The organism is Duganella sp. LjRoot269 (assembly GCF_964254095.1).
Taxonomy (GTDB): Bacteria; Pseudomonadota; Gammaproteobacteria; order Burkholderiales; family Burkholderiaceae_D; genus Rugamonas; species Rugamonas hordei.
On sequence record NZ_CAXUSL020000001.1, the window covers coordinates 3,945,428 to 3,968,039 of the forward strand.

The 22,612-nt window shown below is 57.9% G+C and carries 17 protein-coding genes; 7 read left to right on the forward strand and 10 right to left on the reverse strand.

Features of this window, described 5'->3' with window-relative positions; translation table 11 throughout:
• The first annotated feature begins 36 nt into the window (after positions 1-36).
• Positions 37-444 carry a CesT family type III secretion system chaperone gene (locus ACSQ3S_RS17705; RefSeq protein WP_436143217.1) on the forward strand — a complete coding sequence of 136 codons (408 nt, stop codon included), beginning with the start codon at positions 37-39 and terminating at the stop codon, positions 442-444.
• Positions 445-472: 28 nt separating this feature from the next.
• Positions 473-1,831 carry a hypothetical protein gene (locus ACSQ3S_RS17710; RefSeq protein WP_436143218.1) on the forward strand — a complete coding sequence of 453 codons (1,359 nt, stop codon included), beginning with the start codon at positions 473-475 and terminating at the stop codon, positions 1,829-1,831.
• Positions 1,832-1,887: 56 nt separating this feature from the next.
• Here ACSQ3S_RS17710 and ACSQ3S_RS17715 read toward each other — a convergent pair whose 3' ends face one another.
• The 4 genes from ACSQ3S_RS17715 to ACSQ3S_RS17730 form a co-directional block, all read right to left on the reverse strand.
• Positions 1,888-4,101: an NEL-type E3 ubiquitin ligase domain-containing protein gene (locus ACSQ3S_RS17715; protein ID WP_436143219.1), complete on the reverse strand. Its 2,214-nt coding sequence runs from the start codon at positions 4,099-4,101 to the stop codon at positions 1,888-1,890.
• 208 nt (positions 4,102-4,309) lie between these two features.
• Positions 4,310-5,926 (reverse strand): hypothetical protein, encoded by a 1,617-nt coding sequence (locus ACSQ3S_RS17720; RefSeq protein WP_436143220.1) that lies wholly within the window; start codon positions 5,924-5,926, stop codon positions 4,310-4,312.
• Positions 5,927-6,297: 371 nt separating this feature from the next.
• The gene (locus ACSQ3S_RS17725) at positions 6,298-8,484 is read right to left on the reverse strand and encodes a glycoside hydrolase family 3 C-terminal domain-containing protein (protein WP_436143221.1); all 2,187 of its coding nucleotides are present in this window, start codon (positions 8,482-8,484) and stop codon (positions 6,298-6,300) included.
• Positions 8,485-8,635: 151 nt separating this feature from the next.
• Entirely contained in the window at positions 8,636-9,253 is a 618-nt protein-coding gene (locus ACSQ3S_RS17730) for an FMN-dependent NADH-azoreductase (protein ID WP_436143222.1), read from the reverse strand.
• A 117-nt stretch (positions 9,254-9,370) separates the two neighbouring features.
• Between ACSQ3S_RS17730 and ACSQ3S_RS17735 the strand changes: the two genes are divergently transcribed.
• The gene (locus ACSQ3S_RS17735; RefSeq protein ID WP_413449188.1) at positions 9,371-10,312 is read left to right on the forward strand and encodes a LysR family transcriptional regulator; all 942 of its coding nucleotides are present in this window, start codon (positions 9,371-9,373) and stop codon (positions 10,310-10,312) included.
• Positions 10,313-10,329: 17 nt separating this feature from the next.
• Here ACSQ3S_RS17735 and ACSQ3S_RS17740 read toward each other — a convergent pair whose 3' ends face one another.
• Together ACSQ3S_RS17740 and ACSQ3S_RS17745 are read right to left on the reverse strand one after the other, a co-directional pair.
• Positions 10,330-12,348 (reverse strand): M13 family metallopeptidase, encoded by a 2,019-nt coding sequence (locus ACSQ3S_RS17740; RefSeq protein WP_436143223.1) that lies wholly within the window; start codon positions 12,346-12,348, stop codon positions 10,330-10,332.
• A complete protein-coding gene (locus ACSQ3S_RS17745; protein WP_436143224.1) occupies positions 12,345-12,872 on the reverse strand; it encodes a MarR family winged helix-turn-helix transcriptional regulator in 528 nt (175 codons plus the stop codon). The genes ACSQ3S_RS17740 and ACSQ3S_RS17745 overlap by 4 nt, the downstream gene beginning before the upstream one ends.
• Before the next feature lie 204 nt (positions 12,873-13,076).
• On the opposite strand from ACSQ3S_RS17745, the gene ACSQ3S_RS17750 reads away from it, so the two are divergent.
• Positions 13,077-13,265 (forward strand): hypothetical protein, encoded by a 189-nt coding sequence (locus ACSQ3S_RS17750; RefSeq protein ID WP_436143225.1) that lies wholly within the window; start codon positions 13,077-13,079, stop codon positions 13,263-13,265.
• Here ACSQ3S_RS17750 and ACSQ3S_RS17755 read toward each other — a convergent pair.
• From ACSQ3S_RS17755 to ACSQ3S_RS17765, 3 genes are all read right to left on the reverse strand, one after another.
• Entirely contained in the window at positions 13,246-14,601 is a 1,356-nt protein-coding gene (locus ACSQ3S_RS17755) for an ISNCY family transposase (RefSeq protein WP_436145041.1), read from the reverse strand. The two genes, ACSQ3S_RS17750 and ACSQ3S_RS17755, sit on opposite strands and share 20 nt — an antisense overlap.
• 422 nt (positions 14,602-15,023) lie before the next feature.
• Complete coding sequence (locus ACSQ3S_RS17760) at positions 15,024-16,790, reverse strand: UvrD-helicase domain-containing protein (RefSeq protein ID WP_436143226.1); 1,767 nt, start codon at positions 16,788-16,790, stop codon at positions 15,024-15,026.
• 8 nt (positions 16,791-16,798) lie between these two features.
• Entirely contained in the window at positions 16,799-18,682 is a 1,884-nt protein-coding gene (locus tag ACSQ3S_RS17765) for an ATP-dependent nuclease (protein WP_436143227.1), read from the reverse strand.
• Between the two features lie 338 nt (positions 18,683-19,020).
• Between ACSQ3S_RS17765 and ACSQ3S_RS17770 the strand changes: the two genes are divergently transcribed.
• Entirely contained in the window at positions 19,021-19,263 is a 243-nt protein-coding gene (locus tag ACSQ3S_RS17770) for a hypothetical protein (protein WP_436143228.1), read from the forward strand.
• 57 nt (positions 19,264-19,320) lie between these two features.
• Here ACSQ3S_RS17770 and ACSQ3S_RS17775 read toward each other — a convergent pair whose 3' ends face one another.
• Positions 19,321-19,860 (reverse strand): hypothetical protein, encoded by a 540-nt coding sequence (locus ACSQ3S_RS17775; protein WP_436143229.1) that lies wholly within the window; start codon positions 19,858-19,860, stop codon positions 19,321-19,323.
• A 704-nt stretch (positions 19,861-20,564) separates the two neighbouring features.
• Between ACSQ3S_RS17775 and ACSQ3S_RS17780 the strand changes: the two genes are divergently transcribed.
• Positions 20,565-21,362 (forward strand): hypothetical protein, encoded by a 798-nt coding sequence (locus tag ACSQ3S_RS17780; protein ID WP_436143230.1) that lies wholly within the window; start codon positions 20,565-20,567, stop codon positions 21,360-21,362.
• Complete coding sequence (locus tag ACSQ3S_RS17785; RefSeq protein ID WP_436143231.1) at positions 21,359-22,606, forward strand: tyrosine-type recombinase/integrase; 1,248 nt, start codon at positions 21,359-21,361, stop codon at positions 22,604-22,606. Before ACSQ3S_RS17780 ends, ACSQ3S_RS17785 begins: the two co-directional genes overlap by 4 nt.
• Positions 22,607-22,612 lie beyond the last annotated feature (6 nt).

Here is a 22,612-nt window from a genome sequence, read left to right on the forward strand (position 1 = left end):
ATGGAGACCCCGACCATCCATTGAAGGAGCATGCGCGTGTCCAAGGAACGATATATCCAGCTGGCGACCGGTTTCTGCCGCCTGGCCCAATTGCCACAACCGGAAAAACTCATCGAGGGTCACGCGGTCGAGGTCGACGGTGTCGATTTCTATCTCGCCTACGATGAAGAAAACAGCCCCGACCATGTGATGGTGTACTGCGATTTCGGCACGCCGCCGCAGGACCGTCTGCTCGCCGCCTACCAGGCGCTGCTGGAGGCCAACATGATTGTGTACGGCAGCAACGCGCCGGCCTTCATGCTGTCTCCCAGCAAGAAGGTGACCTTGGCGTATCAATACCGGATAGACGAGGTCGTGCCGGAGCAGCTGATGGGCTTGTTCGCCAATCTGTCCGGCCAGGCCGGCGCCTGGCGCTCACACTATTTCCTGGACGCCGCCGCATAAGGCCGGCAACGGGGCAAGGAGAATCAAGATGGCAATCGGAGTACAAGGACCGGGTTATTACCACCATCCCTCGGACGAGACGCAAACCAAGACTGCGCAGCGCGCGACGTTCACGCCGACGCTGAGCAACCAGCTGTCGAGTCGGATGCTATCGAGCAGCAACAAGTATGTGCGGGGAATGGGCCAGACCATCCAGAGCGTGCGCCGGTTCGACCTGAACCAGCGGCAGAAGATCAACGACAGCCGCCTGGCGCGACGCAGGTCCGCCACCGAGAGCAGCCTGCGCAACGATATTGCCTTGTCCAAGGCGGAGTTCAAGCAGGATCGGCTGCGGATGAAGCAAGGCATCAATGACGCAGGCAGCCACCGGCAGATGCAGGCGCGGATCAAGGACGCGAATGGCAAAATGCAGGACTATCTTCAGGACGACGGATATCAGCCATCGTCCGGCCTGGCGAAGGTGGCGCTTCCGCGGCCGGACGCGGTATATCTCAGCAGCCCGGAAGGCCATCGGGTGCGCGCCGGCTACGACAAGCCGCCACTGCTGGCGCGGACCATCGCCCAGACCACCAGTTTGCAATCGGACCATGGCGTGACCGGCGTGAACAAGGCATTGCAGCGCACGGTGCAGTATGGCGCGGTGGGAGTGCGCAATGCCACGCTGTACGCCAAACAAGGCATCTACAAGGCGGCGGCCAGCTTCAGCCAGCGTGGCGGCGAGGCGCATACCACCTTCCAGCGGCGCGCCGACAAGGCCAGCGATATGCGCACGCTCAATGTCGCGGCCCTGCGCGGCAACGTCGCCTTGGGCAACAAGTTTGCCGAGGTGGATATGCGACGAGGGGATGCTGTCTTTGGCAAATTGACGGATCAGGGCTACCGACAGACAGGGAAGCTGGCCGGGGTGGCGCCGGCCAAGACTGGTTGGGCGGCGCGCAAGGCCAGCGACTATTTTGCCGACAACGAGGACATCATGGGCAAGCGCCGAGGGCTGACCAAAATGGTCTTTGGCATCCGCAACGTTGTGCCTTCGCTCAAGGCGTCCTACCATGAGCACAAGATGCGCATCCATGCACCCGCGCTGGCCTCGGCCGATGCCGCGACGCGGAACGAGGCCCAACGTACCGTCGCCCGGCACGATGCCAAGCGCTTCAAGGCGCAGTACGGAATCGATTCGAGGAAGGCGGCACTTCAGGGCCGGCTGCCCGATGTCACCGCCAAGCATGATCCAGAGCTGATGGACAAGTTCGGAGCGAAGGAGCCGGTGGTCGTCGATGATGACGCGTCCAGCATGCGCAGCTTTAGCAGCTATGAAAGTTCTATCCTCGAGCCGGGCAGCGAGGACGGCTTTTTGGACGATGACGACCAAGAGAGCGTCCGCCGATAGAGCCGTGCAGTGCGGGGCCGCCGTATTCCGGCGGCCCCATCTATCGCAACCGGGGCTTACAACAGCCTGGCATCGACGCGATATTGCTTAAGCAATCCGGTAATGACGGCTCCCTTTTCCTCCACGCTTATTTTTTTCTCGAGATTGCCATATTCAAGCGTCAATTCCCTTAGCTTTTCCTTGTATTCCTGGCTTGTTAATTTTTCTCGCGAGTCAAATAATTCATCCATCGCCACGCCTATGCGCTCCTGTTCCGCCTCGATCCTGCTGGAGACCTTGTCGAGAATGGGTTTATGACCCAATCGAGTCAGTAGCGAATCCATCGGGGACCAGGTTGCTACAAATGCGAGCCACTCATCCTGATGGCCTGGCCCCCTCAAGACATCGGCAGCGGCCTTGACATCTTCATGCGTAATTTTGCTGTCACGCTCGTACAGCATGGTTTTCAGTTCGATCCCAAGAAATCTGGAGAAGGCGGTACTGAAACGCAGCAGGTATCCGTAAGTGACTTCGGTCTCGTCGATGCTCTCCTTCGACTCGGCCTTTAAGATGAGTGCCTTGTCGTCCGCAATCTTCTTCAGGCTTTCATAAAGATGCAGACCTTTGCTCAGCGCAAACAAGCCGGCAAGCCTGTTGTCGTACTTGCCGGCTTTGACATCGGCCTGGGCCTGGTAGGTCATGCAGAGCAGGTTCATGTTGAGCAGTGCCATGGCAATTCCGTCGCCGCAGGTATCGGTGACGACCAGCGCGATATTGAAGCAGGCTTCTCGCAGCGCCTGGTTTTCAGGACGTTGAAGTTGACGCAGTAATGCAGTGACACGTTTCGTCGTCACAGGCTGCCACTCTTTATAGTCCGCGGTTTCCCGAATGCTCCCCAGGTATTGAGAGAACAGGTGGGCATTCATCTCTTTTTCGATATTTCTCCACGCGTTATCATCCGCATCCGGCATCCACGACTTGACCTCGTTCGTCAGCGTGCGAAGAGAAGATAGCCGCCCACTTCCAAAAGAACTTCTCATGAAACGGATTTTCGGGCCCCGATAGCCCTGGTCGGCAATAGCTTGGTTTAATTGAACGTACACCTCGTGGGTGACACGGCTGGCTTCAAGCATCACCGAGCACTCCTCTGAAAGGCCAAGAATGCGCTGTGCGTCTCCACCGACAATGACTCCCATCAAATTCACTTGCCGCAGGCCTTTATGCGCGGTCAAATCCGGCAATTCAGCAAGCGCCTCGCATCCAGCAAGTTGCAACGTCTTTAGCTTCCTGCAGGCGGACAGATCCGGCAACTCGTTCAAGCTGCCGCAATTGAGCAAGCTCAGCTCCGTCAGATGCGAAGGCAACGGCGGCAGGCTGGTGATATTTGGATTGGAGATTGCCAATGATGTTTTTGATTTGTCGTTCCAAACCTCGGTGATTCTTTTTGCGATATCCCGGTATGCTTGGCGATACTCCTCAGGCGCCATGCTTTCCCAGGTATTTATTGCGGTGAGCGCCGCGTCATGGTCATCGTGGCTGGACGCTGGTGGCACAATGGGTTTGCCGGAAGGTGGACGCAATGCCGCTTCCCGCTGGCGACCGGTGGTTGTCGGCGCGAGCACCGGCGCCGAGCGGACCCCGGGAGCACCGGTTGAATTAGCGATGGGTAAGTCGTGGTTGAACGCTGACGGCGGAATCAGGGTGTAGGAGGGTGGTTGCGTTACGGCTTCCCGCCGGCGGTTGGGCATTGCCGGCGCAAGCGTAAAATCCGGCACGGCGCGAGAGCTGGGCACACTACCGGATGCAGCGTACTGTGTTGATCTCCTCGCGAGTGGCGGTGCGCTTGGGATCAAAACCATGCTCGGCGGCACCCTGATTTTGACCGGACAGTCCCAGATCACATGAGTCAGCTGGGTGAATTTCAATAAATCCAATCGCCCGGTCAAGCCTGGGCATTCCCTGCACTTCAATCGCTGTAGCTCTTTGCACCGTGCCAAATCCGGAAAGGCCGTCAGGCGAGGGCAGTTGGTGACGATCAAATACTCCAGATTTTTGCACGCGGACAAATCCGGAAACCTGTTCATGTGCGTGCAATTGACCACCTTCAAAGACGTCACGGTTGGAGGAATCGGAGGCAGGCTGTCGAGAGAGGAGACGTTTTCTATTTCCAACGTCGCCCCTCCCGAACAGTTGCATGCATTTTCATACTCGGCAGCTATTCGGTAGCACTCTTCCCTGCATTCAGGGGGCGCGCTTCTTTTCCAGCTTTCAAGTTTCGCCAGGTAGGCCATCTTGGGATCCTGGCGATGCCGCGGGGTATGGCGAGAGGACGCGCCAGGTTGCGTCCGTTGCGGATGTTGCGTGGTTGCACCTGACGAAGATACGGCAACCGGTTGGGGAGGGGCCGCGTACGGAGGAGCGTGCACGGAGACGTAGGGTTTTTGACTGATGGGCATGACGATTCCAATTATGTGAGCTTAAGCGTTTCAGGTTCAACAACTACCGCCACTCGGAAGGCAGCGCCAGTAGTGAAAAGCTCGAGAGAGCTGTGGAGGGTGTACTATCACCATCATCATCCGACACTGTGTCAGCTTCGACGTAATCGTTGCGCATCTCCTCCTGAATATATTCCCTCAGCGCGTGATTTCTCACGGCATGAACTTGATCAATTGGAATTCCCCATCGCGCTGCGTCCCTGGCTCCGATAGTTGTTCCTGGCTCAAGCGTTTCCCCATCGCCCTCGTGTTCCTGCAAAATAATAACTGGATCCTCTATTATTTCATCCGTGCCTGGAGTTTTGAGAACATCAGGTATTTTTCCGTTTTGCATCATAAATCGGTAGTGCCAATAATTGTGAGTCAGATCATCGAGGGTATGGTTGGGTACGCACAGGTAACTTGGTTGAACAGTTCTTGTTATCGGACACCTTATCATTCCATCGGCATCTGTCAGTTCTTCCATCTCTTTTTCACCGATACTATGGCCAGAAACAAGTACCTGCGGATTTTCAATTCCGTATAGAGTGACTGGACATTGCAGGCTTTTGAACAGCTCGGTGTTTATCGCTACCGATGGTCTGGTCCACTGGACTTCCTCTAAAAATCCCACGAAATCCTCAATGAAGTCTTTCGCATCAATATTATCCGGGGCGAGGGTGGCGTAATAGCCAGTTATCGCGTTATTTCGATTGCGAATAGCTGTGTCCTGCGCTTCTTCATCCATTTCATTGGCAGATACCACCAGATTACGGCGCTCCCTCATAGTCCAGGCCAAAAAGGCATCAGCTTGGCGGTTGTATTTTCCATTGGCTGGACCAAAATATTTGGTATATGCCTTGAGGAGACTGTTGTTATCGGCTGCTGCCATTCCATGGGTTATTCCTTTTTCTTTCCTGCTTTGGGCCTGGGCCCGAACAGACTTCACTGAGAAGGCAGGAACAACTTCGGACTGCGGCAGAGACGACGTGGAAGACGATGTGGTGGATTGCGGCTCCATCGAGGCCCGCCAAGCTCCACTTTCCACGAACCCTTTAAATTTATTGAACACACGCTTGCTAAAATGCACCCCACTTTTCTCATAGTATGAGAGGGCTGAAATTGATCTTCCTCCCGGGCCTTGTAGAGGGGGGCGACATGGTAAAAATACGTCCCGTATCGGATTATCATTCTCGACACGGGAGCGTGACGCTACTGAGCGCAAATACCCAAGTCGGTCGACGAAATTTCCTATTTGCCGCTGATCGTGCTGTGGAACAAATCCCCAACGCCAGAAATTCAGCTGGCCTCCTTCCAGATTTTGTTTTAGGTTTATGCCGCGCTCATTTGCCCAGCGAACAAAATTATTAAATTCCGGCTCGGCCCGTTCAGAAAATTGCTCGAATTTATGTAGTAGTTCAAGATTATCCTGTATGACTGACGCGTCGAGGTTGTTGATCAGCCTTTGTTGCGCAGATCTGCTTCCCTGAAGAGGGTATTGATCATGCTGCCGAATTGAAGTACCTGCATGAGCGGGAACGCTTTGAATATGATGGTTTGGGTCGTTCCGGGGCCGCGAGACCCCGTAAGATTGACCTCCCCAATAGGAGCCACCGTAAGATGGTTCGGGAAAATTAGGCATTTTAAAATCCTTTGAACAGCTATTTAAGCTTATGGGTTGTCAGTCGAAAGTTTGCAACGTGCTGTCTCGTCCGCGCGTCGGGAGCAGGAGTGCTATCACGTTGAATTGAAATCTGGATCCGTCTACAAGGCGCTTTCCCATCGGAGAGGCTCGGCGGCATCTATCCAATAGGTAGCGGAAATTGCAAAACGGTTCCCGCCGGTGTTTTTGGCGTGGCTGCGGCTTTTCGATTGCGGATTCGTGTGTAAGAGAAGCGTGCGATCAATCCCGGCTGGATTGATGCGGAAGTGGCGGCGACGAGCAGTCATGCTCGCGCAGCCGATGAGGGAAGGCGAAGGCGCTCGGCCCGGTCGGGGCCAAACGGTAAGACATTATCGAACCTGCAGCTCCTTGCTCAGCTTGATATTCGACGACGATTCACCGATCATCAGCTTGAGCGGTCCGGCCTCGACGGTGGCGGCACCGCGTCCGGCGTCCCAGTAAGCCAGCTGGCTGGCCTTGAGCGGTATGTGCACGGTCTTGCTGGCACCCGCTAGCAGGCTGACGCGCTCGAAGCCGGCCAGCGCGCGCAGCGGCCGCGCCACCTTCGACTTCGGATGGCTGACGTACAGCTGTATCACCGTGTCGCCGGTGCGCTTGCCGGTGTTGGTGACGTCGACGTCGACGGTCAGAGCGCCCTGGGCATCCAGGTAAGGGCTGCTGGTGCGCAGCTTGCCGTACTTGAAGCTGGTGTAGCTCAGGCCATGTCCGAAGGGATACAGCGGTTTCCCCTTGAAGTACATATACGTGCGCCCGTGGCGAATGTCGTAGTCCATCATCGGCGGCAACTGCTGCATGGAGGCCGGCCAGGTGCTGACCAGGTGGCCGCCCGGATTGTAGTCGCCAAACAATACGCGGGCGAGGGCGGTCCCTTCGTCCTGCGATGAATGCGCCAGATGCACGATGGCCGGCACGTTCTTTTGCGACCAGTTGATCGTGTACGGGAAGCTAGACACCAGCACCATCACAGTGTTGGGATTGGCCGCATGCACCAGCTTGACCAGTTGCTCCTGCTGGAGCGCCAGGGTTTCGCGGTCGCGTCCCTCGCGGCCATCGCCGGGATCGGCGCAGGGCTTGGTGCCGGCATCGGTCCAGTCGTGCGCCATGTTCGGTCCGCAGGTCGGATCGTTGCCGACGACGACCACCACCACGTCCGATGCGCGCGCTGCCTTGACGGCGGCGCCGTCGGTATTGTCGCTCGCGTAGTTGATCGTCACGCCGGGGCCGGCGGCGGCCTTGATGCCGTCCAGCGGCGAGACCGCGTGCGGCGGATGGCCGCCGTACCAGTCCCAGTGCACGCTGTCGGCCAGGGGGCCGACGACGGCGATCGACTTCAGCTTGCCCTTCGTCAGCGGCAGCGCGTTGCCGGCGTTCTTCAACAGCACCACCGATTCCAGCGCGATCTGCAGCGATTGCGCCTGGTGCTTCTCGCTCAGCCACGGTTCCGGCCCATCCTTGATGGCCGCGTACGGATTGCCTTCCGGCGGATCGATCAGGCCCAGCCGCACGGTGACCTGGAATTTGCGCCGCAGCGCGGTATCGAGTTCAGCCTCGGTGACCAATCCCTCCGTCACCGCCTGCTGCATCTCGTCCTTGAATTTGTCGAGATACTGATTGATGCCGGCCTTGAACGCCGCCACCACCGCCGCCTTGTGGTCGGGATAGCGCTTGTACAGCTTGACCAGGTTGCCGACCGCGCCGCCGTCGCCGGACACCACCTCGGCATTCCATTTGCCGATCACCAGGCTGTTGAGAACCGGATGCACCGCCATCGGCGTGCCGTTCCATGCGTTGTACGACGCCATCAGCGCCCGCGCGCCGCCGTCCTCGAAGCCCATGCGAAACGGCATGGCGTAGTATTCCCAGAACAGCCGCTCGTCGAAGTCGGAAGAGGAATTACCGCGTCCATTCTCGTTGCTGTTGGCGAGGAAATGCTTGAGCAGGGCCGCCGAACGCCAGTATTTTGGATCGTCTCCTTGCAGGCCTTTGACGAAGGCGGTGGCCATCGTGCCGGCCAGGAAGGGATCTTCGCTATAGACTTCCTCGGTGCGGCCCCAGCGCGGATCGCGCGCCAGGTCGGCCTGCGGGCCCCACAGCATCATCGACGGCTGGTTGTACTTGGGATTCTGCGTGATGTAGCGGCCCTCGGTACCCTGGATTTCGCCGGCCGCGCGCACCAGCGACGGATTCCAGGTCTCGCCCATGCCCGGCGGCTGCGGGAACTGGGTGGTGGGAATCGCCGCCAGGCCTTTGTCGGCGTTGCCGCGCTTGACCACGCCGTGGATGCCTTCGGAACTGCCGAAGCTGGGAATGCCGAGGCGCTTGACGCTGGAATCGGTCGACAGGGCGGCGATTTTTTCTTCCACCGTCATCAGCGACAGAATGTTGTCGATTCGCTGCGCTGTCGGCAGGGCGGGGTCCTGAAACGGATGATCGTAGGCCCGGGCGTGGGCGCTGGCGAGCAGGCACGCCAGCGAAGCAAGACGAAACAATTTTGCGGCCGCATTCAGCTGATGCATGGTGCTCATCCTCGTTTATCCGTTCCAGGCGGATGCCCGGTGGGCGAAGATGGTGCAACGGCCCGGCACGGCTGGCAAGACAGAAAATGGCCAGAGCGCGTTACGTTTTTCACCAATTCAGCTGCCTATGGGCTGGCTGCCTCGTCGAGCATCAAACGCTCGCAGCCCGTTCGAGATGCGCGCCGAGCTTTTCCACAAAGCGTTCCATGGTTTCTTCGCCTAAATCAACCGCCTTGGCCCCGCCACCGGCAACGAATGTCACGTCGCTGATCCCGATCACGCCAAGTACGAGGCGCAGATATTGGGTTGCGATGTCGCGATTCTGGATGGGCGACCCCTCGGTATAGATGCCACCCGATGCGATCAATACGCTTGCCTTCTTGCCAGTCACAAGGCCGCGTCCATCGAAGCCCAGCGTCAATCCCTTGCGAACGACATGGTCGATCCACGCCTTGAGCACCGCCGGCACATTGTAGTTGTAGACCGGGGTTGCAATGACAATGTGATCGGCGGCCAGCAATTCTGCAACGAGTTCGTTCGAGAGCTGTAACTCGTTCGCCATCTCGGGAGAATGCTGTTCCGCAGGGGTGAAGTAGGCCTGCAACCAGGCAGCGTTGACAAACTGAAGTCCGGCATCCATGAGGTCGCGCTCGATCACTTCGCCATCCGGGTGGGTGGCAAGCCAGTCCTGCACGAAACGCCGGGTCATGTTGCGCGACACGGAGTGTTTGCCGCGAGGGCTGGTCTCTACTACCAATAGCTTGGTCATGACAATAATCCTTAAAAATAGCACCGAGGGAAACGCCTGAAGCAAGTTTTCGATCAGGCTGTTTGTGGGTCCACAATATATCGCCGCGAACTTATTCCCGATAGAGATTAAAATGTGATGAAACCCATCGGTAGTTGTGATGGAAGAGGCCATGGAGAAAATATTTTGATTGGAAGTCTGACGCTTGATCAGTTACGTGTTCTGGTAACGATCGCCGATACGGGGAGCTTTTCCGCTGCCGGTCGAAAACTTGGTCGCGTGCAATCGGCTATCAGCCAGGCCATAGGGACGCTTGAGGATGTGCAAGGCCTGTTGCTGTTTGACCGCACTGGCCATCGCCCGAGATTGACCGAGACAGGAAGGGTTCTGGTCGAGCATGCGCGACTGGTATTGGCGAGCGCTGCCCGATTCGAGGCAGTGGCAATGGAGACGCGCTCAGGCTTGGAACCCGAGCTTGTCATTGCGATCGATCCCCTGGTGCCTACGGCGCCATTAATCGAAAGCCTGTCCGCGCTGAGCCGGACTTTTCCAAATCTGCCAGTCAGCTTTTCAACAGAAGGTCTGGGCGGTTCATTGAGACGCCTGCGAAGTGACCCGGCCGCCATCGGCATCTGCTTGCTGCTTCCTTCCATCCCAGATGACATTGCCGCTTATCCGCTGCTGAATGTCGGCATGCAGGCTGTGGTGGCGGCAGGGCATCCACTTGCTTCGCTGGGACGTCCGGCGACACAGACCGATCTGGAGCCTTATGTCCAGCTTGTGCTGTCGGACCCTGTCAATCCCGGCGGTGAAAACTTTGGGCTTGCGAGTGTAAAACTTTGGCGCTTCGTGGATCTCGGCCGGCGCCTGGACTTCCTGCTCGGCGGTTTCGGATGGTGCCGCATGCCCGAGCATCTGGTGTCTCGATTGATTGCTGCTGGGAGCCTGGTTGCGCTCAGTATCGAGCACGATCCGACGCCGCGCGAGGGAGTAACGATTTATGCGGCGCATCAGCGTCGCCGCACGCTCGGGCCCGCCGGGCGGTGGTTGCTGGACGACCTCAGGCGGCGTCTATCTTGAAACGATAACTATCCGGCTTACCAGATCCGTACACGATCGGATGGCGCCAGATAAAGCTTCTGGTCCGGCACAATGCCAAAAGCCTCGTACCAGGCATCGAGATTGCGGACCACGCCGTTGACACGATACTGCGCGGGGCTGTGTGGATCGGTGCGCAGGTCGATCCGCAATTGCGCTTCCCGGATATTTTCGCGGTAGGTCTGCGCCCACGACAGAAAGAAGCGCTGCGGCCCGCTGAAACCGTCCAGCACAGGCGCCGGGCGCCCATGCAGCGCGCGCTGATAGGCGTCGAAGGCGATCGCCAGCCCTCCGTTGTCGCCGATGTTTTCGCCCAACGTGAGCTGGCCGTTCACGCGCAAGCCAGGCAGCACTTCATACCGGTCGAACTGCCGCACAAGACGCGCCGTGCGGGCGCGGAAGTTGGCCAGGTCAGCCTCCTGCCACCATTGACGCAGCGCGCCGCTGGCGTCCGACTTCGCGCCCTGATCGTCGAAGACGTGACTCATCTCGTGGCCGATCACGCCACCCACACCGCCATAGTTGACGGCCGTATCGGCCTTCGGATCGAAGTAGGGCGGTTGCAGTATCGCGGCAGGGAACACGATCTCATTGAAGAATGCGTTGTAATAGGCGTTCACCGTTTGCGGCGTCATGCCCCATTCGTCGCGATCGGCTCGCTGATTCAGGCGTGCGGTGAGACGACGCCATTCCCATAGGCGGGCGCGTTTCTGATTGCCCACAGGGTCGTCCGCGCGCACAACCAAAGTGCCATAGTCGCGCCACTGTTCCGGGTAGCCGATCTTGACGCGGAGTTTATCCAGCTTGTCGAGCGCCGCCAGCCTGGTGGACGGCGTCATCCAATCCAACTGCTTGATGCGTTCGCGATAAGCCGCGCGCAGATTTTCCACCAACTCGGCCACCTGCGCCCTGGCTTGCAGCGTGAAATGGCGGGCCACGTAGAATTCGCCGACGGCTTCGCCCAGCGCGGCATTCAGCGCGGCCGTCGCGCGTTTCCAGCGTACTCTTTGCTGCTGTTGGCCAGACAACGTGCGGCCATTGAAATCGAAATGCAGTTCGTCGATGGCGCGCGGCAGCAGGTCGGCCATGCCTTGCAGGTAGTGGAAGGCGAGGTAGGCGCGCCAGTCGGCCACGGGCGTCGCGCGGAACAGCTCGGCCAGGGCGGCGATCGCCGTGTCTTCCTTGACGACGAAAAAATTCTGCTGCGGGATGCCCTGCGCGTCCAGCATGTCGGCCCAAGGGAAGGAGGGCGCGAAGGCGATCAGCCCGGCCCGCGATTGCGGATGATAGGTTTGGTCGCGATCAGCGCGTTTTTCAGCCGTCCAGTGGCAGGTGGCCATTGCTGTTTCCAGGGCCAGCACCGCGTCGGCGGCGCGGTCGGCGTCGGGCCAATTCACCTGTTTCAGCATCTGCGCGATGTAGATACGGTAGGCCGCGCGCGTGGCGGTTGCCCTTGCATCGCTTTGCAGATAGACGTCGCGGCCCGGCAAACTCAAGCCGGATTGGACGATATTGATGCCATAGCGATCCGGATTCTTCGCGTCCGGCCAAACTGTGAGCGACATCGGGCCGTCCGCACGCAGCTCCGGACGTCCCATCAAGCGTGCGATCTCCTCGTGACTACGCGCCGCAGCGATGACAGCCAAATCATCGCGCACCGGCGCCAGACCGGCTCGCTCGATGGCGTCCGTGTCGAGAAACGCGGTGTAAAAATCAACGATTTTCCGGGCGGTTGATCCGGGCGCCTGTGGCTTGGCCGCCAGCGCCTCGACAATTGACTGGACCTCGGCCTCGGCCTGAGCGCGCAATAGGTAGAACGTGCTCCACTTGGTGCGATCAGGCGGGATCGGCGTGGTGCGCATCCAGTTGCCGCCGCTGTAGTGGAAAAAATCATCACCAGGCTTGATCGACCGGTCCATGCCCGCCAGATCAACGCCCCATGGCATGATGGCTTGACCGCGCGCCATGCCGGCCGACGCGCACAGAACGAGCGCAAGCATGCGTACAGCGGGCTTCATGACAGGCCTCGGCGTGTTGGAGCGGCAGCCAATGCCGCGCTGACGCGTTCAAACAAGGATTGCTGGTTCAGCGCCCGATCCAATTTGGTCAGGCCAGACACCAGATCACCGGCCTCCGCATTGAGCGCCAGCGCAGCCGCATCCAGCGCCGCCCAAACTGGCAACAAGCGCGCGACCAGGGATTTTCCAGCCGCCGTCAGCGCAAGCGTGCGCCGACGCCCGTCGTCCGGATCCGGATGCTCGGCAATCAGCCCAACGTCAAGCAGGGAGCGGCGAGTCTGGCTCACAGATGGATGGCTAATGCCAAGCGCCGCCGCAACTTCATTGACCGACATGTTGCCGTTCAAATGCAACTGATTCAGCGTTCCCATCCAGCGTTGCTCAAACTCCAGCCCCAGACTGGCATACACGCGGTTAGCGTCACGATCGATGCGTTCCGACAAACGACGCAAGCGCGCACCAATGCTGGCGCCGCCTTGTTGCTGGTTGTAGTCGGTAGTCAGCGGGTTGTCGATTTTGCTCATATTATTGGTAGGTGCCTACGTATATTTATTGTAATGACTAGAGCAAGAGAAGACAACCTGGAAATAACGCGCGGTATATGAATTGCGGATTGTTAAGGCTAAGTTCAGATGTCCCGCCTCTGACTAAGTAGAAATGTCTTGACTGGATTTTGTCGTGACGCGACTTTCCATTGCAGGCAATCTCGCCGGCAATAGGAGGGAAACATGAGTACAACTTGGTATTTCGAGGTCGACCGCATCCTCGCAAGGAGCGATGACGGGACTGTCTTGGCGGTGATCGGCGCTGACGAACAACTCGGCCCCGGGATGGAACAGGCGCTGAATGTGTTCACGCCGATCAGCGATATGATGCTGAAATGTCATGCCGTTGCAGTCAATGACGCGCCTTCTTGATGGCGTCCTCCAGGTCGACCAGCGTTAGCTTCCGCTGAACCTTTGTACCTGGTGCAGCCTTGGTTTCCACCGGCGGCCGTCCTTGGTTGGTCCTGGCCGGTGCTGACCGGCCGCGCCGGCTGTCGCGCTGTTCCTGCATCAGCTGGGCGATCTGGAGGACGTGGCCCAGCCGCTTGTTTTCGACGATAACGCCTTGGTCGACCACGGCCAGGCGGTCGTAGGGAACGAACGGCAGCGCTGCGCCCTCGGCCCGGACCTCGACCCGGCCATCCGGGTACTCGTAGACCTCGATGTAGCGACCGATCAGCCGGCGCATCTCCGGCGTGTCGGCCAGCAGGAACATCGTCTTGTCGTATTGGACGGTCAGTGCTTTGGAGACCTTGCGTGCCTCGCGCCAGGTGAATATCAACTCGGGATGTTCGTCCTCACGCAGCGGGCGGTGGGCGTCGAAGTCGTTGCGGGCAGGCTTGGCGAAGCGCTGGTTGTAGTCCCTTATGAAGGCCGTGGCGTAGCCGTTGGCGTCCGCGTGCGAGGATATGCCTTGCAGACGCAGTTCCTTGACCAGCCGATCCTGCAGGGTCTTGTTGGCCCGTTCTACGCGCCCCTTGGCCTGGCTGCTATTGGCGCAAATACTCTCGATGTTGAGTTCGAACAGCGCGCGGCCGAACTGCGTGTAGCCGTCCCCGCCGGCGACTTGCTTCCGGTTGCAACGGAAGACTGTGGCCTTGTCGCTGTAGAACGCCAGCGGCTTGCCATAGCGCTCCAGATAGGTCCTGGTGGCTTCGAAGTAGCTGAAGGTAGACTCGGAATAGGTGAAGTGCAGATGCATCAACCGGCTCGTGGCGTCATCGATGTAGACCAGCAGGGTGCATGCGGGCGCGCGGCCTTCGAACCAGTCGTGGTCGCTGCCATCGATCTGGATCAGTTCGCCGATGCAATCCCGGCGGTTGCGTGGCTGATAGATCGACGGGGACCGCAGCCGACGCGGTATCCATAGGCCGGCATCGAGCATAAGCTTGCGGACCGTTTCCTTGGCCAGGACGATGCCGTGCAGCTCACGGAGCTTCTCACAGGCGAGCGTTGGGCCGAAGTCCTGATAGCGCTCGCGGATGATCGCCAGCGCGCTTACGGCCACGCCGGGCGCCAGTTGGAAATTACTTGGCTTGCCGCGTTTGCGCGAGACCAAGCCGCTGGCGCCGGCATCAAGGTAACGTTGGAGGAGCCGGTTAATCTGGCGCCTGGTAAGATCCAGTCGAGCGGCCGCTGCGCTGGCTTTGATCTGGCCAGCGACGACGGCTTGGATCGTTTTGAGTCGATCCAGCTCTTGCATGGACATGGTGATGGTCTCGGGTTTGGCCATACCGAGCTCCAGACTGCAATCGGAGGCTTCAGTATGATCGGCATGGCTGCTCAACCATTTGACCCGAGTGAGACATTTTAGTTTAGCTGGATTGGGACATTTCTACTTAGCTCCTACACCCCCAATTTCGCATAATTTATATTATGTCAAATGGTAAGCGCCGCCGCCGCTTAGGTCGGACAGTGTCCGTTCGTTTTCAGAACTTTGTTCCCAGGTGCGTACTAAGATTGTTCCCAGCACGTTAGCTTGCGCGTAAGCGCCATCCGGCAAGCGAAGTTACCGGTATTTGACAAGTGGATTACCCACCCAGACAAGCCGACCAATTTCCTACCATTCGGCAGAACATAACTGTTCGGTATTTGTTTGCCCGCGTCCAGCTGGAGCAGCTACGGATGGTCCTAGAGTTGCAGAGATTTATGGAAACCCAACAGCATCAACGCCTCTCGTTCATCCTTCTTTAAGGTTTTGACCGCCCAGATGAGGATGTGACGCGGTCGTGAAGAAGCGACATAGGCGAACCGAGCAGCCTCGGATGCGTGATTGCCCAACCACTCCTTCCAGTGTGCTTGCTCCCCCTGTCGGCTACTCGACACGAGCATTGTCAGGTCGTGGGTCTCCCCTTTCACTTCATGAATGGTTGCCAGGCGGCGTTTTGCGGAACGCGGACTGCCAGGCGCAATCACCGCTGCCACATCGGTGGTGCTTAACCCCGAGGGCGCCCGATGTTGCCGGGTCATGAGCGCCTTGAGGATGACTTCGCACTCAACATTCGGACATGGGACCGTCACCAACGAAGCAAGCGCCCTCTTGTGCAGCGCGCACCAAGCGGACCAGGTAATGGATTGCTTCGCTAAATCAGCCGCGACAAATGCCGAAAGGCAGTCGGCGAGAAAATGATGCCAATTTAAGGCCGATTCCATCTCAGCTGGCCGGCAGAAAGCGTCCTCGCCTAAGGTGTCCAGTTTGATGCAATCCTCTGCCAAGTACCCTGCGAACGTGGACAGGGCGTCATGTAAATCGCCGGGACGCTTGCGCGCAAAAGTTGCAATCGCTGCAGCAAGCGCCTGGACTGCGCCCTGTGCCGCCTCGCCCGCGCGCATCCTGTGCAGCGTACTGTGCCCGCGCGCCACGATTACCGAGCGCGCGTGGCCTGCGGCGAGCTCGTCAAATATCCCAAGTGCCTCGCTTGGGCAATCCCGGTACTCCACGAGGTAGCACGTTGTTTCCGCATAATTGGCTCGCCCTTTGATCTTGTCGGCTTTCACAAGCGTGCCGTGCAAACTGACGATGCCTTGCCCGCTGCGGAAATTCTGCCGCAACAGCATTTCCTTGCACCCTAGCGCACGCACGAATGTCGAGACGTCTTCCGGCTTGCAATTCCTGAATAGATAGATCGCTTGCTCCAGGTCGCCGATTAGGTGAAAGGTGACCCCTCGGTCCGCGAGTTGCGCAAAGATCGCGATTTGATCCGCCGACAGGTCTTGGCACTCGTCGATAATGATATGCGGGTAGCGCGTTACCAAGCGGTCCACATGAACGTTAAATTGGCCGCAATTCAGGATTTCCAAAGCCAACCGCTCCACATCCTTATAGGTAGCGAAACCATTTGCATTGAAAGCTGCTTTCGCTGCTGCTAGATCATCAAGCTGGTACTGTTCCAATTTCAGTGCGTTCATCGCCCGCTGCTTAGCGAGCACGGGATGCCGAAACACGAACCGGCCCTCAGTCGCGTCCCAGTCGAAACGATTGGCCGGAACGTGCTCATGGCCGATCTTGTACTTTGTTCGGTTGAAGCATACCGCTTGCGAGTCCACCACACGAAGAGAAAAATCCCCGTCGCGTCCCTTGTATCCCGTCAGTCGATGGGCGAATGGGTTGCCAATGTGCTTCAGGAAGAAGCTGTCCACAGTACCTACGAAATGCGGGAAGGGCCTGCGGCCGCCACGACTGGCCAATGCGATGCGCTCGATCAGTTCGCCCGTTGCGCTACGTGAGAATGAAAGCACGGCGATCCCTGACGGAAAAAGCGCCCACTTGCGCACTTCCGTCGCCACTTTCGCGGCAATAACTTCGGTCTTCCCGCTACCTGGGCATGCGCGCAGGTAAACGTTATGGGCCAGCGGTTCTTCGATGTAGGCAATCTGTTCTTTGGAAAAATCGATCATTGCGGGCCTCAGAGCTTGCAGCTCCATTTGATCGCGTCCGTGATGTAGCCCGGCACTACAAGCACCGCAGTTCCATCCGCGACCGCGTCAGCGAGCAGCTGCGCGAACAGCCCCTTCCCCATGTCGCCGTTCTCAATCAGTTCCAGCAGTTCGAATGCGGCATCTGCCTTCTCGGCGAGCTTGGATGCCGCCCAATCGGTCTTTGGGTCGCACAGCTCCGCCAAGCGCTGCTTATTCTTCCCGTCCGTTTCCCACGCGTCGTGCATGACCTTGGCCATCGGCGTGATGTTTCCTCCTTCCATCGCCAAGTCGTATTCGAAGGTTTTATAGAGACCAACGAAAAGGCGCGCATGTGTAGACTTGGTGATTTCTGGGATCAACTCCAAGGCGTGGTTGGTACCTTTGCGCAAGTTGCCTGGATACGGTTTGACATTCACCACTTCGTCTTTGCCGCCAATGTTCACTGTTTCCGTCTTGGCCGGGTCGAGATCCGTCAGACCAGCGCAACGCACCGGTATATTGGCGCCAGCGGCAGCCGGGTCAATATTGCAGAACAGTTGCATGAAGTGTTTGAAGTAGATGCCATTGAGATTGATCGGACTTACCCCTAGGTCATGCAGGGTTTGCTTTCCTGCGGGCTGCGCTTTCAGGACAATCTTCGCCAGTTCCGGTAGTAAAATCGCTTCGGCGATACCTTCCACAAACACCAGACCGCGCGCAAAAAGCAGGTTGGATTTGGTGACATCCAACCATCGGTTCACGAAGCGTTCACTCTTATTTGGCAGGCCGCACTCGGCAAGGCGCGTCACGACCGGTTGTGTGCCAGCGGTCATGTGCACGATGGCATTCATCGGCACGGCCGACGCGAGCACGGTCGAATGGGTGGTAACGATGACCTGAACGCCAGTTTTCTGCGCGGTTTCCGAGAGATACTTCAAAAGGCGCGTTTGCAGCTGTGGATGCAAATGCGCCTCTGGCTCTTCTATCAGTAAGAGATGGAAGAGGCCATTATCCTGGCCGCGAAGCTTGGATTCGAGATGCAGCTCGGCCAGGATTGAAGCGATGTAGATCAGATTGTTGTAGCCCAGGCTGTTCTCATTCAGGCTGCGGAACTGGCTCGCGTCAACTGCGGACAAGTCCGGGAAGTACAGCAAACGCAAGCTCTCAACAATCCGCGAGAAATCACTCTCCGAAAATTGGATGCGCGTACCCTGCGCAAGACTTTCCCCGATTGCCTCCTTCAGGCTGCCCGAAATCAGCGCATTGGCCTTCTTAATCTCGTAATCGTCGCTCTCCGCGAGCTCTTTGTTGAACTCCTTTACCTTCGCGACCAGAGGATGATCCGTGCCGTCATCCTCGTGCTTCAGCAAATCCCGCTTGCAGATGACCTTCAGCAGTTTCGCCAGCCGCGAGCGTGAACCGTTCGACAGCTTGTCTTCAGCATCACGTAGCGGTGGCAGATAGATACAGCGGATCAGGTCAAGAACATCCGGCTCCACCGCGGACTTGGCTTTGCCAGCCCACAGCGACCGTTTGGGCCGGCCACGGTATTCACGGTTCTCGACGTGCAGATGCAGCTTCGTATTGTGATCGACATCTTCCCAGGATAAGAAGGCAAGTTTCTCAACCATGTCCAAGTCGGAAAATGTCGCAGAGACCTTGAAGCCCGGCGCGCGTACGTCGCCCACGGCAAAGCCGAGGTGAAAATCCTGATCGTCCACGGCGTAGCGCCCAGCTTCCGAATCAATGAACAACTGTCGCAGGGCGCCGATGACGCCGGTCTTGCCAGCACCATTCCCCCCAACTATTACCGTAAGCCCTTTGTTTAATTTGACCCTGAATGGCTGATTGAATGCCCGGAACCCCTCCACCGTCAGTTCGTCGATATACATCCTGCCCATCCTTGATGCAAAAAAGAAACAACACTATCACGAACGGCAACAGTCCACCACAGAACGGTTCGAGCGTCATAACAAATTTTTTGGTCTGTGTTGAGCGCGTCAGCTCAAGTGAGTCCGTGATCGCAGCAGCTAGCCAACTGCGTGGCGGAGTGGGGACTATCCGCCCATGCGCCTTAAGCAAAAAAATCATCTCGAGAACTCGCCTATTTGACCGGGAACGGCTCACCTGTGACCTGTCTTGAGGTCACGGCAATTAGCCGCATGTCAGATTTCGCGGGTCGACAGCCGCGGGATGCTGATAAACTGGGTCCACTCGTTGGAGACTCGCAATGAACGCGCCCAAGAAACCAGCACCTGAGACACTTAGCCCTTACAAGCTTGCTGCCGCCGCGCGTCGCGCAAAAATTGCGGCGGCTGCTCCCTTGGCTAACGCCGTCACGCCTTCGATGGGGCGCATTCGTATTTCGCTTAGCGGAACGGCGATCCGCCCCGAGCGCCAGACTGCAGTCTTCGGACCGGCGTCCATCGATATCCCAGAATTTTCGGCCATCAGGCGGAAGAAATCTATCTGAGTGTCTTCGACTACGCGTGTCATTGTCGCGCGCGACAGTAACACCATCACTGTGACATCAAAGCCGAACTTGCCGAATAGAATTTCTTATCATTTCGGCGCTGGACGGCACCGCCCCGCATTCAATCGCAAGCTTAAAAAATTCATCGGCCGCTTCGGCTGGATTAAGTCTTCCAGATCGGACAGCCGCCCTCGCACCTGGCGCTAAGTCATTAACGTCGCCAGCGGTAAGGTACCCTGAACATGCGGCCATTTCTTTGAACTCGCTTATCGCCGCCGAAGGTAGCTTGGGACCAAAGACAAAGTATTCCAAGTACTGGAGAAAATGTGGGTGGTCGAGGATATCGTTGCCCCCGGTTCCGTTTCGTTCGAACATCGCCTGCCGCGATTTGCCGCGCCCTCCTGGGTTACATTCGGGATCGATGAAATATCGAAGTCGAACTTCAGGTATCGCGGCGCGCTGCAGCAACGATTCGGACAATGCCGCCATCGGCGCGAGTGATGATCTGAGTTGATCGTGATCGGTCCAGTCAAACTGGATCTTTTCGAGTAGGACTTGCTCTTGTTTAGTCAACTCAAGATCGGGCACTCTCATCATGAAACTGGTCTCCAATTCGGAACAAGTACTCGGCAACGCGTATAACAGCGCTGCCGTAAATTATAACTGTATATTTATCCAGCGCTTTCGATTGTGATGCGCGTATTGAGTAACAGGAGTGAAACCGCTGTGAGCAGAGCGGTTTCGGAACGCGGCGAATCGTAGGCTTCTATCGAGCTATTTTTTGGACTGGGAAACCAGCGAGCCGGCCAACGCTTTCGTCGCTGCGGCTGAATTACCATTTTGCAGAGCAGCTGAGGCTTTCGCCTCCATTGGTTTGCTTGTCGTCTTGTTGGTCCCGGACTGTGCAAGCGCACTCCCGGCCAAACTCTTTTGTAACGCCGAAGCGTTGGAACTGCCCAGCGTGCGTCCTGCCGAGGATGCTACCTTGCCACCCGTTGATTTCCCAGCCATTTTGGACCTCCAAATTTCAATGCCGAGCCACCAGCCACTATTGGTTGATGTAGTCGACCTAGAAACCACTATAGCTAGTGTTTTCCAAAATTCAAGGCGTTTGTTCAATATCAATGCAAATGGCCCAGTATCGGGTCGAAATTGATGCATCCAGATTACAGAAATGCGACGTGGAACAGTTAGCCCCTCTGCAAATCTAGTTTACTTAATGCAGGCTAAGTAAACTACCGTGTTTTGACAGGTATAACTATACGTGTTAATGTACCTGAGAATAACCGAAAAATCACCTCATGGCGCGGCCTACCTTTTCCCTTTCTGATGACGAAGCACGCCAGCTGGTTCGCGAACTTGCTGGCATCGATGAGCGCTGTCCGGTGAACCCACGGGACCATCGCCGATACGTTCGCGAATTCGTTCGTGTCATCCATAAAATCACTGGCAAGACTTACAGCCCAGCCATCTATCGCCGGCTACTATCGGCATATGCCCCCGCGCGCAATCCGTCGACCGCTACCCTCGCCCTCGAAAAAGAGCGCTTCGTAAAGGAACTTGAAGCGATGCCGACCGTAATCGACCGGCATTCGGCGACCGTGCCCGGCGGCCCTGGCGCCAACCTTCTATTCGAGATCCGTCAGGCGCTCCAAGACCTGGCGGGCTTGCGTACCAGTGGCGGCCCATCGCACGCGGACAGCTACCTGCGGGCCCAGTGCGAGTTCCTGCAGCAACGCCTGTCGCACAGCGAAAAACAGCTTGCAGGTGCCAATGAGCGGGCCCATCAGGCCGAGACGCAGCGCCAAGTCCTTGCTGCCCAAGCGCGACATGACCACGAAGAGATTGACAGTCTTCGCGCTGCCGGGACGGCCATGACCGCCCAACTCGCCAAGATGAGCGCGACAATCGACGATGCGCGACAGTTCGCGCTGCTCGCCATCGACGAAGTTCGAGGTGAAACGCGCGCATGGAAAGAGCGTTGCGCTGCGGCCGAAGCGCAGTACAAGGAACAGGTGTCACTGACCGAAACATTCCGGCGCCTGGCCTATCGCCAAGGTGCCGACATTCCCCCTGCCCTCGCACGCAAACCGATATGAACGTTTCTTCCGCCGACCAGCACGGCCAACTTATGCTTTCCCAGCCTGAACCGGGACATGCGCTCGGGCCGGTGGCCGACGACTGGGAGGCTGCCGAAGTCTGGTTGGCGGCGGTCGCGCGCAAGTCCGGCAACCGTTCGACGGCTACACGCGACACGTACGGCTATCACCTTGCCAAACTGCGCTGGTACTGCGAGAACGTCGGCCGGGTCACTCCGTCGCGCTGGAACATGCAGGATGTCGAAGACTTCTATAAATTTCTTGAAGACTTGCCAGAAGACGGCTTGTGCGCGATGGGCGACGGCCGCTACGCCTTACCGGGCGAAGCCGGTTATACGCCGTTTCGCAAGCGTCCCGCAAAGAGCAGTCAGGCAGACATCCAGCGCTTCGTGCACGCCCTTCTAAAAGCTTGGCACAGCATGGGCTACATCCGCATCAATCCGATGGCGTTGACGGGAACAATGAGCGCGCGCAAGATCAACGTTGAAAGGTCAATCAGCGAGGCTGTCTTCGACATCGTGCTGAGCACCCTGGCAAGTAGCGAGGTCGTCTCCTTTTCGGAGCGCCAGCGTCAGCTGCGCGATGTGTTCATTCTGACCGCGTTCAAGGAGCTTGGCCTGCGCGCCAGCGAACTGGTCGGCGCAAAAATGGGCGCTTTCTACCAGCTCATAGATCCGGCGACGAGAAACCGGTACTGGATTTTCCTGGTGACGGCCGAGACCGGAAAAGGCGCCAAGGAGCGGCGCGTACCGGTGACGCGCGCGCTGCTTGCGAGCCTCATGGTTTATCGCCAAGCGTTTGGTCTATCCGCACTGCCAACACACGGGGACAATACGCCGCTGTTGCTGTCCTCCCGCACACAGGTGGTGCGGATCGGGGACAAGAAGATCAAGCACGTCAACGATAGGCGCTTTTTCGGCGCATGGCACGCGATCGGAACCAGGCAGGGCCTCTACAAGATCGTCAAAGAACGGCTCGCGTTGGCAGAAAGCTTCTTGGGCACTGCGGGCCAGTCGGCCCTCGCCGCTGAACTGGAACGAGCTTCACCGCACTGGCTTCGCCATACTTTCGCCAAAACCGCCTTACTGAAAGGGCAGTCGATGCGGGAAGTCGCCAGCCTGCTCGGTCACGCGAGTGTCGATACCACGATGATCTATACAGACCAAGACGCACTGGATTTGGTGCGCGCTTTGGAGCGCACGTCTCCAGAGACGATCGCCGTCGAGCAACCAATAACGGCTTAGCTCATA